Here is a 14,103-nt window from a genome sequence, read left to right on the forward strand (position 1 = left end):
ACCTTTCAACGATGTCAGTCGGCTCCTAACGGTTAGCTAGACGGCATCAGAGCGTGAGCAACCGCTCCTCATCCACCAGCCATAGTAATGAGCTCACCTTTTTCTTCATTTGATCGGCGATCGCCTTCTCGTAGATCTCCATCTGGAGCCTGTAATCTTCGAGCTTCTCATCACCGATCTCGCCGTCAAAGCGACCGGTCTTATGGTCCACTACGAGCCATGAACCGTCGCCGTTCTGCAGCAGCAGGTCGATCCTGCCCTTGTAGACCTCGTCATCTACCTTGGCCATGAACGCCAGCTCCCGATAAACGGCCTTGGCATCGGTCATCATGGGCTCGGACATCAAGCGGTCGTACATGCCGGAGAGCTCCCTCACCCTGGCGCCATCTGTTATGCCGTACTTCCTGAGCACCACGCTGGCATCCTTACCGCTGAGGATCTCGTGGATGATAGTGCCCCTCACCGTCGGGATGTTTAAGCAGCTCAGCTCCCCCTTTACGACGATATCCGGCAGCTTCGTCCTCACCCTGCCTGCTGCTACGGCCCTCTTACGCTCATGGGATATCTGCGACGGAGAGAGCGGCGTCTTTGATGGAGCTACATCTATGGGCGCTCGGGGTACGATGAAGGCGCTCATCTCTTCTGGGTCCAGCAGCGACCCGGTCGCCATCTCCCTCTCCTCCGCCTCAAACACCCCGGGGTCCTGGACTATCCCCAACGACAGCTGGGGGCTGATGACCTTCTCTCCAGCGCTGATGTCCTCGACGCCTATGGCCGCTGCCTGAAGTATCCAGTTGATCCACAGCTCCTTCTCCTGTTCCTTCTCATTAGGCGTGCTGCCGCACATCACCAGGTGGTCCTTGGCCCGGGTCAGCGCCACATAGAGGAGGCGCTTCCTCTCCGCCGATGCCTTGGAGTCAAGCTCCTCGGCGATTATCCTCTTGGGCAGGGTCGCCTTCAGCTTGTGACCGTCCCCCGGGTCCGGGGCGTCGACACCGATACCCGCGTCCTCGGAGAACAGGAGCAGGGACGAGTCCTCGCCCCTGAAGAAGTTCATCTCCGGCACGAAGACTATGGGGAACTCCAGCCCCTTGGCCGCGTGGACGGTCATGATCTTCACCGAGCCCTCACCGCCGGCGAGCTGCGCCAATCCTTCCTTGGCCCCGGCCTCCATGCTCAGTTGCATCCAGCGCTTGAATTCCGACAGCGAGAGAAAACCGGACGAGTGCGCGTTCCTGACCATGGAGAGGAGCTTCTCGAGGTTGGCGATCATCAGCTCGCCGTCGTCCAGCGCCCCGTACACGGCGAAGATGCCGGACTCCCGGTACACCATGTTCAGCAGCTGAGGCACGGTGGAGCGGGGAGCGTAGTGGAGCCAGCGATTTAGTCTCTCTACAGAGCGTCTAACACGCTCATCCTCCGTTCCAGCGGCATATGCGACGAGGGCGTTCCACAAGGAGCCGTTCCGCCGACAGAGCATGTGGAAGAGCTGCTCGTCCGAGAACGAGAAATATGGTGAACGGAGCACGCCGTACAGCGACATATCGTCATCCTCATCGCTGAGGAAGGAGAGGAGGTTGCTCAGGTCGATGATCTCCTGCCTCTCGAAGAACCCCAGGCCGCCGTGGACACGGTAGGGGATGCCGTAGCGGGTTAGCGCGTCCTCAAAATCATGAAGGCGCGTCTTCGCTCGGAGCAGGATGGCGATGTCTCCATACCCTGCCTTCCTGGGAACGTCCAGGTGTTTCTTGCCGTCCTCGGACCAGTATATCTCCCTTGTCCCCATCTCCACGATGTTCTGCACGCGGCGGGCGATGAACTCCGCCTCCGAGCCACCATCTTCTGGAAGAAGAAGCAGCTCCACCGAGCCCTGGTCATCCTTGCGAGCATCGCCGCACCTCATCTCCTGGTACTGGAACTCCCACCTCTCCCTGGCCTCGCCCATGAGCTGGCCGAAGACTTGGTTCACGAAGTCTATGACCTGCGGTGATGAGCGGTAGTTCGTGTCGAGGTGTATGCTCCTCCCTTCCAGCAGTTCGTCGATCCTGCCCTGGAAGTCCTTGAACATGGACACATCCACGTTGCGGAAGAGGTAGATGGACTGCTTGGGATCGCCAACGATGAACAGCCGCTCCTTAGCGTCCTCGCCGCCGGCCATCCTCCAGATGATGTCGCTCTGTATCGCATCCGTATCCTGGAACTCGTCCACCAGGATGTAGCGGTACCTTCTGGTGAACTCCTCCTCCACCATCGCCGGGTCCCTCTCGAACAGGTCGTGGACGATGGCGATCATGTCCCCGAAGTCGATGGCGTTGCCGTCCCGCTTCAGCTCGCTGATGATGGCCTTATAGGAATCGAAGACCAGCTTCAGGTCCAGGAGGATCTTGGCCGCCCCCTCGTTGAGGTCCTCCGCCCCCTCGTCCATGATGTCCGTCCCATGGCGCTTAAGCGCTTCCTGGATAGCCGCGACCGCGTCCCGGAACCGCCCCAGGTCCTGACCGAACACGGGCTTGCTTCCCCCGTTCCTCGTGCCTTTCACCTTCCCCAGCTCGCTGATGGCATTGCACGTTTCCTCTACAGGAACGCTAGTGCTGATATCATCGAGCAACGGGGCGATCGCATCCAGGTACTTGCATCCTGAGTCCTTTCCGCCGCTGTATCTTGGGGCGAGCTCTCGAAGCGTTTCCACGGCTCCCATGAATGCCTCGTCCTCGATGAAGAAGGTAACCGATCTCCTGCGGCCCTCACACGCTATATCCCTCCACCGAACCAGGAGCTCGTCCTTGGTGGTGAACGAATTGAGGAAGTTGGATGTCTCGGAGCGCCGATCGTATAGGTACTGCAGGCTCGTCGCGAGCTTCGACATAGGCATGTCGGAGAGGAGGCGCACCAGTGCTTCGTTGACATCCGGCTCCAGCGGCGGAGAGAGCAGGCGGTCTAAAGCCTCGCCAAGAAGCTCTCTCTTCTCCACCTCCTCCAGGACGTGGAAGCTGGGCGGTACCCCTGTCTCCAGCGGGAACTCCTTGATGACGCTCACGCAGAACGCGTGGAAAGTGGAGATCTTGCACCAGTTGATCTCCTCCTTGACCCGGTCCCACTCCTCGCCCTGCAGCTTCATGATGGAGGTGCGCACGCGGTGCTTCATCTCCGCCGCCGCCTTCTCCGTGAACGTCAGCGCGAGTATCTCCGAGACCGCTACGCCGCTCTCGATGAGGTGAATGTACTTCTCGACCAGGGTGTGCGTCTTCCCGGCACCGGCTCCGGCCGTCACGCACATCGACCTGGAAGGGTCCATCGCTTCCCGCTGCCGCTCACTCAGCAACGTCATCACCCTCCATCCTACTGGGGTCGACGCGGCACACCGCCGCGTACTCGCAGCCCCGGGGGCACTTCGCCGGCCCCTTGTTGGGGTGGAACCTCCCGGCACGCATCCCATTAAGGTACGAGGAGATTGATATGTTGGTCCTCTGGATCATATCCGAGAATCCCTCCTTGTACTTCCTCCTCTCACCGAAGTACGGCCTCAGCTCGTCAACGTGATCGATGTCACCGAAGACGCCCTTGTGCCCGATGTCGGCCTCGCTCCTCACACCGTAATAAGCTCCGCCGATGCCTCTCATCTCCGGCAGAGCATTCTCCACGGCCTGGATGTATAGGGGGAGCTGCAGCGCGGTGCCCTTCTCGATCGATGCGACGGAGGGAGCGGACGCCCCGGTCTTGTAATCGATGACGACGAACCTTCCGTCGGGGCAGGCGTCCACGCGGTCGATGCGGCATCTGAGCTTCAGGATCTCACCACCGAGGTAGATCTCCACCGGCTCGGGAACCGAGGAGGGGTCCGCGTCATCGTCGATCGGCAGACCGAACGACAGCTCGAAAAACGTCGGGCACAAGGTGGACATGTTCTTAGTTTCGTTCTCCAGGAACGCCCTCAGCATGCCCTTCCTGCTAGCAGTGCCGAGGAGATTGTTCCGGAAGGCGTCCCAGGCCGGACCCTGGTAGCTGTACCGGCCGCACTCCTCCTGTCCAATGGCAATTATGCGTGAGGTCATCGTATCAAGCTCGGCCGATGTGAACCGCGTTCCGCCTTGCTCTCTGAGCTCGGAGTAGAAGCGGCAGGCAATGCGGTGGAAGAGAGTGCCTTTCTCCTGCGGCGTCAGCTCCGTCTCGATCTCCTCCCTCGGCTGCATTCCCATCACGTAGCTGAGATAGTACTGGAACGGGCAGCGAGCGTACCTCTCCAGGCGGGAGGGCGAGTACACGTCCTTCTTGGCGAGCAGCGCGTTCAACTCCGAGATGCAACCCTCGTCGGCGAACACACCGTCGTAGGGATTGTCATAATCGTTCACACGCTCCTGCAGTTCGACGGAAGCGCGCTGACATATTTCCTCTATCGGCAGGGGGAGGTCAACGTCCACCTGCTCGAGTTCTCTTTTCTTACATAACGTCTCTCCGACGATGTTTTGGCAGCACCTGGAGGATGATTCTTTTCCCCCCTCTCCGAAGGTGCTCATGTCGAACGCACGCTCGAGGTCATCGAAGAAGCAGGAGGGGACCAGAACGTCCTTGCCGTTAGTCTCAGGACGACTGACGTAAGTGCGGACGTTCGAAGACAGCAGCGCGGAGAGGAAGTAGAACCTCTCGTGGCGCAGCAGGTCATTCATGCTCAGCAATCCCATCCTCACGGCCTCACGCTCCCTGATGAACGCGTTGGTTGCAGCCAGGTAAGGGATGTCGCCATCGACCATGCCGATGATGAACACGTAGTCGTAACGTACCAGGTACGAGTCCCTCAGCCCGCTGACCTGGACGGCGTTCCTGTTGTCATCCGCCTCGTGGAAACCTTCTGAGGATGTCAGTAGCCTCAATCGTGCTAAGAACTCGCTCAGCTCCATCGGCCCGGAGGGAGCGATTGCTTCACTCATCTCCATCGCCTCTAGCGTAGAGAGGAAGTTGCTCAGCGCGCGATCCTCTCGCTCGTAAGCCTGTTCATCATCCACCTCTAAGTTCTTCAACAGATCAAAACAGTTGAGGGTGTCACGCAGCGCATCGGCTCTCTGGTGTACGGTGAGTTCTCCCTCCAGGTTGGAGAGAAGGGCGAAGAGGCGATTAAGCCCGCCCTCCACGAGTTCGATCTTCCGGAGTTCATGGTGCAGGCGTCCCTCCATCCTCTCGTCCTCCGTGACCTCTAAATCATCCCTAGTCTGAGATGCGAGCGATCGAATCGACTGGAACCACGCGTCCTTGCCGCCGAGGATGCTTGCCAGCAGGCTGACCTCGCTGACATCGCGGGCGTGAAGGGCATGTTCTTCACCATTGTCTGAGAAGCGGAAATTGAAGTATGGGGAGCTTATCAGGCGGACCACTTCATCGCGATCGTAGTCAGAGTCGACAGCTTCCAGGATGCTGAGGACGGACATCACCACAGGGGATTCTGAGAGGCTTGTTTTCAAGTGCACGTTGTATGGGATGCCGTAATCGTCCAACACCTCTCTGACAAGAGGAGTAGCCTTTGATCGCAGTGGAAGCATTATGGCTATCTTTCCTGGCTCCACTCCCGAGGAAATTAGCGAACGGATCTCCCTGGCCACCGCTCTCATCTCGTCCAGGGGGTCGCGGAACACTCCTTTCACTATCTTATCCAAGTGTTGTCTGGAGCTGTGAGAGTAAAGTGAAGTGATTGTTTCATCCTCTCCGGTACCCTTCACCTCCTCGAGATGTTGGAAGGTCAACCAGGATCCATCATCTGAGAAGGCTTTGCACCCACGGACATATGGAATGTAATATTGCACCTCGTTGGTAATGCCAGAAATCGCTTGAATCAGTTCCTTTTCTACAGGTTTCGGCTCGTGGAAGCCATAGAAGATTGCATGATCGATCCTGACGGCACCCTGTTTGATGGCGTCAGTGACCCATTCAAACATGCGTCCTGTATCAATAAGGTGGTTGGATGATAGGAATTCATCGTAAAGATCTAGTGTTATTGTGAGTTGCTCACTCCGCCTAGATTGTAGGTCCCCGAGGCATTGCGGGTAATCGACCTGGAAGTCGTTGATGGTATCCAGGAACGCCCTGATCTCTGGGACAATGGCCTGCGCTGTTCCCCAAGCCCCATCGAACAATCTAACCTTATGCCTATTTTCCTCCAGGACTTTCAGCAGTATCAGCTCGTTGGTGTAATTGTCAAGCCTGGAGTCCGAGCGGTTTAGGGAGTCAAAGAAGTACTGGGCCAGTTCCTCGAGGGTGCAAATGGATACTCCGAAGATGGGGATCCTTCTTTCTACCAGACGGCGTTTTATTTCGTCGCGGATGGCTGGACTGGGAAGGATGAGGACGGTCCCGAAAGGATTTCGCTGATATTTCTCCAGGAATACATTGACTGTGTCATCTAGCCCCTGGCCAGGTAGCGATCGTATGAGATTTATCTGCCCCATCCACTCCGTCTCCGGAACGGTTGAATGTTTTACCTCAAGATAGTAACTTCGTCTCTCAGCTTATTGTTCGCAGACTGCTAGTAAGATCTAGAAATATCTGCAAAAGCTCCTGTCCTTTCTCTTCGTCAAACGTAATTGAAGGTTTACATCGAACCTCAAACGGGCTACGTGTTTTTTCGAACAACCCTGTAGCCAGCAAACGTTCGCTGTACTTTTTTATCAAGTCGGCAGAGCTTGGAACATTGTCTCTGATACTCCAGAACGTGGAATAGCAGCCCTCGTTAAAATTGCCGTAAGGCAGATTTCCCTGAAGGATCAGAACGTACTTCTCTCCCAAGGCATAAGATAGGGAGTAGCCTCGGGCCGTCCAGTTCAGTCGGAATCCATCCGTGTCTTTTAGGGACAGGATCACTTCATGAAATAGTTTCCTTTCCTCACTCAAGCTGTTAAGGAACATGCGCTCGTCTTGCCTAGGCAAGGAGACTGAAGACTTAGCGGCCTTCGCCTCCTCAGTCTGTCCCAGCACGCGGGGCACTAGCGCCTTGTGATCGTTAGATACAAATTGCCTGATCTCGACAGCAAGGATCTCAGTATCCCGCATCTGCTGGTTCATAAACTCGACGATGCGCGTTAATGTTTCTGGTATCTTGTCAGAAACGAATAACAGCCTTATCTTACCGGACTTGAGGTTTGACTCCATTCTTTTCCAGAAATCCTGGTTGTCGAAGATACCATTAAGGAACTGGGAAAGGACTTGATCTGGATCCTGTCCCTCTGCCCTGCACCGATTCTGGAAATTATCTTTCAACACATCTACTGGCCAGTAAAGAATGGCGTTTGCCGCATACTCTAGTACCTGACCCACTATCTCCCTTCTGATCTGGGTGTTTGAACCCCGCTTAGTCTCTATGATAGTTGGGATGGCATCCTGATCGACGAAAAGATGGTCAACCAACCAGCGGCCTGGCCCATCTTCTTCAGAAGGCAATGCCATCTCTCTTGAGATCAGAAGCCAACGCCTTGGTTGGTTAGTGTCAATCTGATCACCCGCCAGCAGGTCAGGATACTCGGCAAGCAAACGTTGCAGGTCCAGCTCCTTCTCATATGGTGTGTCTTCCATCTTGCTTAATATTCCATTGTTCTGGATAAGGAAAATACTGCCAGCCATTATCTCGATCAGTCAATGAACGCAGAGTTATTTATAGTCCCATTACGGCAGGAGTGAGAGCGATCATGCCCAATATGATTTTCTACAAAAATTATAATAAAAAAATATAAAAAATATTATAGCGCCATAATAAGATTTGACTCTTTACATATTTTTTTATTCTTGAGCCATTTTGAATCTGTTGCCTAATATAATTAAAGTTCAAGCAAGTAAGAACTCGATATATTAGTTATCTCAGTTTTGAATTATTCTGCCCAATTATTATTTCATATATTCATACAATTTCAAACACCACAAAACTATAGATCATAGATCTGCTTTTTAGAAAGGGGAACTGTTTGAGGCGTGGAAATGCAATACCATTGGTCACGAAGAGACTAATTGTCCATAATTCATTCAACAAAACACTAAATGCACTTAAAGCAACAAACATCAGGTTACCTCAGCAATCGTCCCCCGTGACCATGGACTATCAATGGATCAATTCTAGTCCTACCGATGATCTCGTATTCAATCTGGAGGATATTGGAGGTTATGATCTCGATGTCAAAGAGGGGGAGATGATATCTCATGATCCAAATTATTTAATAGCTGGCTATGATGAATCAATTAATAAATTTTCTGCCCTTGAGGGAACGGCATACTATACATCTCATTCTTTGGTATTTCTTGCCCCGGAAATGTATGTACCAATCAACCAGCTAACAATGTACTTTTTAACAAGGTCAAAGGAACTAAGCGATAGGAGCGGTGGCTCACTGATATATTCTCTTCAACCGGCGATAGATTCCCAAAAAATGTATTTAGACGATAAGGTTGATTTTATCTTTTCATCCGTACCTAGTAATAGTATTCTGTTTATCGACGGTCCAATCATCGCCGGCGATGTGTATACTCATCTGGTGTCAAAATTCCCTGGGTTTCATGAAAGGAATATTGTCCCTTGTTTCTTTGTAAAAAACAGTGACAGCAACATGGTAATTGACAACATCGAGGAAGTACGCGGACGCTACAACTCGGACCTACATTGGAGCTATAGTGTGCTAAGGGATGGTCAGAGGAGCTGCTTTTTCAAATATGTAGATAGAAATAACGCACGGAACACAAAAATATTCTGCTACATAAAGGCCTTTGGAGTAAGCCCTCTCAGAGTGGAGTTCTATACCACCTCCTTTGAAAAATACTCTAACAACATAACTAATATTCTCAATTTAATATATTATTTGTTACTCGTACAGGGAAATCCAAGGAACCCCCAAATAAGACCAATTGCAATAGCAGAAGCCTATGCTAGAGAAACTTTAAAGATTGTGAATTTTGAACAAACCATGCGCTCGGTTGGACTTAAGCCGACCATGAATCAAGAACGCTTCGCCTGGTGATCTAATGGAATGGATAGTGCTCGGTGAGAAGAACGGAAAGATACGCCTTGTATCAAAGAATAACACGAATGGAATCCTGCCAAAGGGATCCTATTTAACAATTGAGCTGACTAGTACTGGAAGTAAGTTTATCCTTCGAGTGGATGACACTGAACAGTCAGAGCCATACAGCCCATCTCCTCTGATAGTAGATATGGATCTCTCTCCGCTGAAGCAAGACCAGATGTGCCAGAATATTATCAGCGCTTATCGTGTAAGGGATATATACAACAGATCAGACGGGCTGATTGATTTTATACCTCCACAATCAATCGCCAGAAGGTCTACGCAAGCCGAGGTAGACTTAGCACTAGGGGGAGGTACGAGCGGACCAAAGGTGTTTGTTGCCACTCTGCACTCAAGCCAAAATCAGCTATTAAAGGATGAGAGCGGAAAGCACATCACCGCCACATTGCCCGTCGACATGTTCTTCCATCAAGTGCTGGTGTGCGGTAAGACGGGGAGCGGGAAGACCGTAGCTACAAAATATCTAGCACAATATTTTACAGAGTCGCTTGAAGGAGCCGTTCTGGCCATCAATGTAAAGGACGTGGATTTCTTAAAGATGGACTGTCCATCCAGGACAACAAACCCGGCTGTGGTCGAGGAGTGGGAGACCTTAGGTGAACATCCCCGGGGCGTTGAGAACTATACCATATACTACCCAGCCAATATTGCCATCGATACTACCCAGAAGGTAACGCCAGAGGTCTGCCAAAAGATAACCCTCGATGTCACAAGGATTGAGCCTGAGGCGCTGACCGGACTTCTGGAGGGTATCAGCGACACCGCCTCCATGAATTTCCCTAACATATTTCGCCATTGGCAAGAGGAACAAAGGAGCAATAAGAACGGCAAGTTTACCTTCGGGGAATTCGTCCTTTACTTCTCTGAGGGCGTGGAGAACGGGAGGGAGTTCCCGACCATGAACTCTAGAGGCGACTCGTCTTTCGTCACTCTCCATAAAGGTACCTGCGACAATATCATCCGTAATCTAGACTATGCGCTTGATTTCTTCGACAACAAGGATGCCAAGTGCATCGACGAGACCGATATCCTTGTGCCCAACAAGATGTCCATAATCAACGTGGCTGGCAACAAAGGCATCCAGTTCGGCTCCATTCTTCTTCGTGATTTGCTACATAGGATCGTGGATGCCAAAGATAAGCAAAGATCGCGGACAAACATGCTCATCATCATTGACGAAGTCCATCAGTTCTACAATACGGACAGCTCGCGCGAGGCTTTGGGCGACCTAGACACTATTTGCCGTACTGGACGGAGCAAGAAGATTGGGGTCATATTTTCGTCCCAGAACCCTACTGACATACCAAGAGGATTGGCTAATGTCATTAACACGAAGATCTTTTTTAAATCGGACGCTAACTCAGCTAAGTCCCTTGGATTGAGGGTCACTGACGATGAGATGGAAAGTCTAAGGAAGGGTTTCGCTGTTGCGAGCATCCACGAACTCTCACAACTGAAAGTATTGAAGTTCCCACTGTCGTACTCAGGAGTCTTCGAGAAGGAGTGAAGACAATGGAAGAAGACTCTATCGTATCATTTCTGGAAAACGTTCTTAAGGACGAACTAGAGAAGAAACTAATACGCCTTATTGCCGAGGATATTGAGCACGAAAAGATGCTGGAACAACTCATCCCATTGCTCCCGAAGGTGAAAAAATGATCAAGGTCGATTACCTATTGGAGCGCAACTATGGAGATGAAGTCAAGATCTTCAAGCCGGACAGGATTCCCAACAACCTTCCAGACCTGGTATACATTGAGGGGCCGAACTCCTCTGGGAAAAGCACCTTATTGAACATCATCGCCCTGGGGTTCTATGGTCTGAAAAAGGAAAAGTTAAATGTGGCCCTCAAGAACAAGCTCAACGACCTGATTAATTCTGACCATCAAAAGCTGAAGTTCGAGGTCAATATCACCAACTCGGAAGGGAATGTCGTCCTTACTGCATACCGTGATAACTTCGATGGGGAAATTCGTGTCAAAGAGATAGTAAATGGGAAACCAACCTCGTTGGCCCCTGACACCTTCCACAGGAAGTACAACCTGATATATGATGTTCCAGACAACCCAACAGACCGCCTGAACCAGTTAACCAGTGAGATCCGGGAAATACAGAAGATGTATGGCAACCGCCTAGGGGCTTTCAAGAACTACCTGGCCGGGGTTACAGGAGAGATTAGGAGAGGGAGGGACCCCAAGCGCCTGGACCAGCTTCGCGCTGCCGTTGAGAAAGGAGCCGCAGAGCTGTCTACCATGAACCAACAGATGCAGGATTCGGAAATCCTCCTCGATCAGTTAGAAAAATACAATTTTAGCCGATCCTACATCAAAAAAAGTGAAGAACTTGCTTCTATCGATGCAAAGATCATGAAATTGAACAAAAAAATCGAGGAGACTGAGAAGAAAACAAAGAAGGTCAGTAAGCGTTTCCAAGACAATCTGAATAAGGCGAGAAAATACCTGGACGAGATGAAAGACATTCAGCGCGAGATCGGCAGCCTTATGGATCCATTCTTACCAAAGGAAGAGCGCCACCATCTTGACCTCTGGAGCAGGATCGATATCGAAGGGGCCATCGACGATTTCGAGGTGCCCTCTACTCTAGACAAAGAGATCATCGTTCTCAAGCGCATCTTGTTAAAGCAATTCAATCCTGATAAGGACAAGAAAGACCTCACCGAGGCGAAGGTATATTCAGAGCTAATAGAATTCCTCAACCACTATCGATCGTCGGAAGTGATTCTGCCTGGCGACACGACCATTGACGAGTTCATCTCTCAGCTCGAGGAGGCCAACAAGCGATACAAGGATTTGAAGATAAAGGCAGACAATTTCGACCGGCTCAACGGACTCCTCGATGATCTGAGGGAAAGGAGAAGAATCGCAAACAAGTATCTTTCGGATCTGGGCGACCTGAAAAAGGATCAAATGGCCGAGGGCGAGGATGCAGTCGATGATGGATTAGAAGAGGAGCTTGAAACCCTCAATGGCAAGCGAAAATCTGTGGCCCAGCTATCTGAGTTCTACCGCATGGAGTGCGCTAAGAAGGACATCAACGACGACAACGTGCTTGATATACTTGATGAGCTAGAATCAACCGAGTTCGTAAAGGCTTACCGGGTCTACGATGATGGCCAGCTAGAGGATGCGACGAACGAGATGAGGAACGATCTTAACGTCAAGCAGAAGATAATCCGATCGAAGGGGGAAGCAGTCCGCCTGAATAGGAACGAGCTTACTCGCATGGAGAAGCTTGAACCGCACAAATATCAGGACATGCTCCCAGAGCTAGAAGAGCTTCTCGACAAGGTCGTAAGGCTTGATACTAAGCTAACAAAAGATTTCGAGGCAAAAATCGGAAGCATAATCGGAGAAAAGACGACAAAGCAGATTAAAGACGACCCCTACTTCGAGGAGGTCGCGAAGTACCTCGGGCGTAGGGTAGGGTATATCAGACATCTTGAAGAGTCGTACAAAGTAAGAAAGATCGATCTTGTGGCCGGGGACATCATTACCGAATCGGGCAAACGTATAAAGCTCACTGATATGGGAACAGGACAAAGTCAGAGCGCTTATCTTACGGGATTGCTCAATACAGACGACAAGAGGAAGATCATAGCTCTTTTTGATGAAGTGGCGATGATGGACAGCTCGTCCCTAGAGCCGATATATCAGAAAATGCAGGACCTTCACAGAAAAGACCGGCTTATGGTCGGTGTAGTTGTGCAGAAAGGTGACGCCGTCAAGATTATACCTAAACTGGAGGGATGAGATGAAGGAGGGGTCCAACAGGTACCTACAAAAGTTCTATGACTCCTACCGGGACAATTTAGATATGAAGAAGAAGCTCATTTCTAAGTCCGTCCTATTATCATCTCTGCGGGTGAAGAACAATGTGCGATTCACGGCTCTTAACGAGTCGGCCATAGTCGCGGCGAAGATTCCCTCCGACGTTCTTTTTGAATTAAAGCAGAATGGATGGGTCAGGGACACCGAGGATATGTCCACGGTGACCATCTCAGCCAAAGGGATCTGGTATATAGAGAAGAGGAACGGCATCTTGGGCGAAGAGGCACTACTGGACTTCATCGACGACAACTACTTTGCCATGGTTGAGGCAAGCAAGCCATTATCGGAGAAGGAAAAGGTAATCATTTTTGGTATGCTGACCACCCGTGCTTTCTCTATCAATTCAGCGGTTGACATGAGAAAGGACGACTCCGTCAAGGACACCTGGAAGGAAGTGATGATTAGTGCTTTTGAAAAGTTGAAAGAACTAGGGGCGGTCGAGAGGCTGGAGATTGTAGATCTTATGCCGACTCAAGGCATCGAACATCCCGCTAGCCACCTCATTAGGCACACCGACTCCCTGCCACGAAAGACAAGGGCGATTTTCAAGGCCAGTGGAAAAAATAAATATTATCTCGACATGTACGTAAATGACTCTCTCTCGACGGAAAAACTAGCATACCTTTTCTGGCTTGTGTTTGGTAGATTATTAGACTCAGATAACGTCGAGAAAATAAGCGAGTATTGCCGAGAGGTGGCCTACAACAAGAGCATTTACGTTTTCGACCTAGATGAGCACAAGTTCTCTACCCCGGAGTACGACGAGCTTATAAGAACGAGCATCATCGACTCGATCATCATGCGCTCTCAATGGGATAGTGAATGATTAGCGACCTTCAGATGGAGCAATACCTCTGAGATAGTAACATCAAGATAGGGATGGAGTCCTGATTTAGCGCCCTAACAGCGAAAAGCCTAATATGTGCATTTCACGAACTGCGAGGATGAGCGATAATATAGTAAATGTATCACCAAGATGTTGCGCTAGGTCGGCCACGTCGCTGGGGTGGAGAACCTCGATATCCATTGATGCCGCCGTACGTTCGTTCAGATGCTCTTTGACTTAGGAGCGGGCATCGAGGAGGTGAGTGTCCTCATGGGATGTGCTTAATCCGATATGATGTACAATATCTGTTGTCGCAGACGACCGTGATAAGCGGCGCCGAGAGTGATGTAACTTTTGGCAGTAAGCTAGGAGGTGCTAA

8 protein-coding genes are annotated in these 14,103 nt (G+C 51.3%); 5 read left to right on the forward strand and 3 right to left on the reverse strand.

Annotation, left to right across the window (positions count from 1 at the left end; all coding sequences use genetic code 11):
- Positions 1–46: 46 nt before the first annotated feature.
- From GXX95_11700 to GXX95_11710, 3 genes are read right to left on the reverse strand one after another with little or no spacing between them, the layout of a single operon-like run.
- Positions 47–3,328, reverse strand: a complete 3,282-nt coding sequence (locus GXX95_11700; GenBank protein ID NLT38797.1) for a UvrD-helicase domain-containing protein — start codon at positions 3,326–3,328, stop codon at positions 47–49.
- Positions 3,312–6,434 carry a hypothetical protein gene (locus tag GXX95_11705; protein NLT38798.1) on the reverse strand — a complete coding sequence of 1,041 codons (3,123 nt, stop codon included), beginning with the start codon at positions 6,432–6,434 and terminating at the stop codon, positions 3,312–3,314. The genes GXX95_11700 and GXX95_11705 overlap by 17 nt, the downstream gene beginning before the upstream one ends.
- Before the next feature lie 55 nt (positions 6,435–6,489).
- Complete coding sequence (locus tag GXX95_11710; GenBank protein ID NLT38799.1) at positions 6,490–7,602, reverse strand: hypothetical protein; 1,113 nt, start codon at positions 7,600–7,602, stop codon at positions 6,490–6,492.
- A gap of 338 nt (positions 7,603–7,940) precedes the next feature.
- Here GXX95_11710 and GXX95_11715 point away from each other — a divergent pair, with 338 nt between their 5' ends.
- Genes GXX95_11715 through GXX95_11735 form a run of 5 tightly spaced genes read left to right on the forward strand, consistent with a single transcriptional unit; the run spans position 7,941 to position 13,724 of the window.
- Positions 7,941–8,984 carry a hypothetical protein gene (locus tag GXX95_11715; GenBank protein NLT38800.1) on the forward strand — a complete coding sequence of 348 codons (1,044 nt, stop codon included), beginning with the start codon at positions 7,941–7,943 and terminating at the stop codon, positions 8,982–8,984.
- Positions 8,985–8,988: 4 nt separating this feature from the next.
- Entirely contained in the window at positions 8,989–10,557 is a 1,569-nt protein-coding gene (locus GXX95_11720) for an ATP-binding protein (GenBank protein NLT38801.1), read from the forward strand.
- A gap of 5 nt (positions 10,558–10,562) precedes the next feature.
- The gene (locus GXX95_11725) at positions 10,563–10,709 is read left to right on the forward strand and encodes a hypothetical protein (GenBank protein ID NLT38802.1); all 147 of its coding nucleotides are present in this window, start codon (positions 10,563–10,565) and stop codon (positions 10,707–10,709) included.
- Positions 10,706–12,820 (forward strand): hypothetical protein, encoded by a 2,115-nt coding sequence (locus tag GXX95_11730; GenBank protein ID NLT38803.1) that lies wholly within the window; start codon positions 10,706–10,708, stop codon positions 12,818–12,820. Before GXX95_11725 ends, GXX95_11730 begins: the two co-directional genes overlap by 4 nt.
- A gap of 1 nt (position 12,821) precedes the next feature.
- Positions 12,822–13,724, forward strand: a complete 903-nt coding sequence (locus GXX95_11735; GenBank protein NLT38804.1) for a hypothetical protein — start codon at positions 12,822–12,824, stop codon at positions 13,722–13,724.
- The last annotated feature ends 379 nt before the right edge of the window (positions 13,725–14,103 follow it).

This window comes from Methanomassiliicoccus sp. (assembly GCA_012719175.1).
GTDB lineage: Archaea > Thermoplasmatota > Thermoplasmata > Methanomassiliicoccales > Methanomassiliicoccaceae > UBA6.

Coding starts and splice junctions, on each gene's coding strand:
- GXX95_11710 (NLT38799.1), bottom strand. CDS start 7,602: ATGGCTGGCAGTATTTTCCTTATCCAGAACAATGGAATATTAAGCAAG.
- GXX95_11730 (NLT38803.1), top strand. CDS start 10,706: ATGATCAAGGTCGATTACCTATTGGAGCGCAACTATGGAGATGAAGTC.
- GXX95_11705 (NLT38798.1), bottom strand. CDS start 6,434: ATGGGGCAGATAAATCTCATACGATCGCTACCTGGCCAGGGGCTAGAT.
- GXX95_11700 (NLT38797.1), bottom strand. CDS start 3,328: ATGACGTTGCTGAGTGAGCGGCAGCGGGAAGCGATGGACCCTTCCAGG.
- GXX95_11735 (NLT38804.1), top strand. CDS start 12,822: ATGAAGGAGGGGTCCAACAGGTACCTACAAAAGTTCTATGACTCCTAC.
- GXX95_11720 (NLT38801.1), top strand. CDS start 8,989: ATGGAATGGATAGTGCTCGGTGAGAAGAACGGAAAGATACGCCTTGTA.
- GXX95_11725 (NLT38802.1), top strand. CDS start 10,563: ATGGAAGAAGACTCTATCGTATCATTTCTGGAAAACGTTCTTAAGGAC.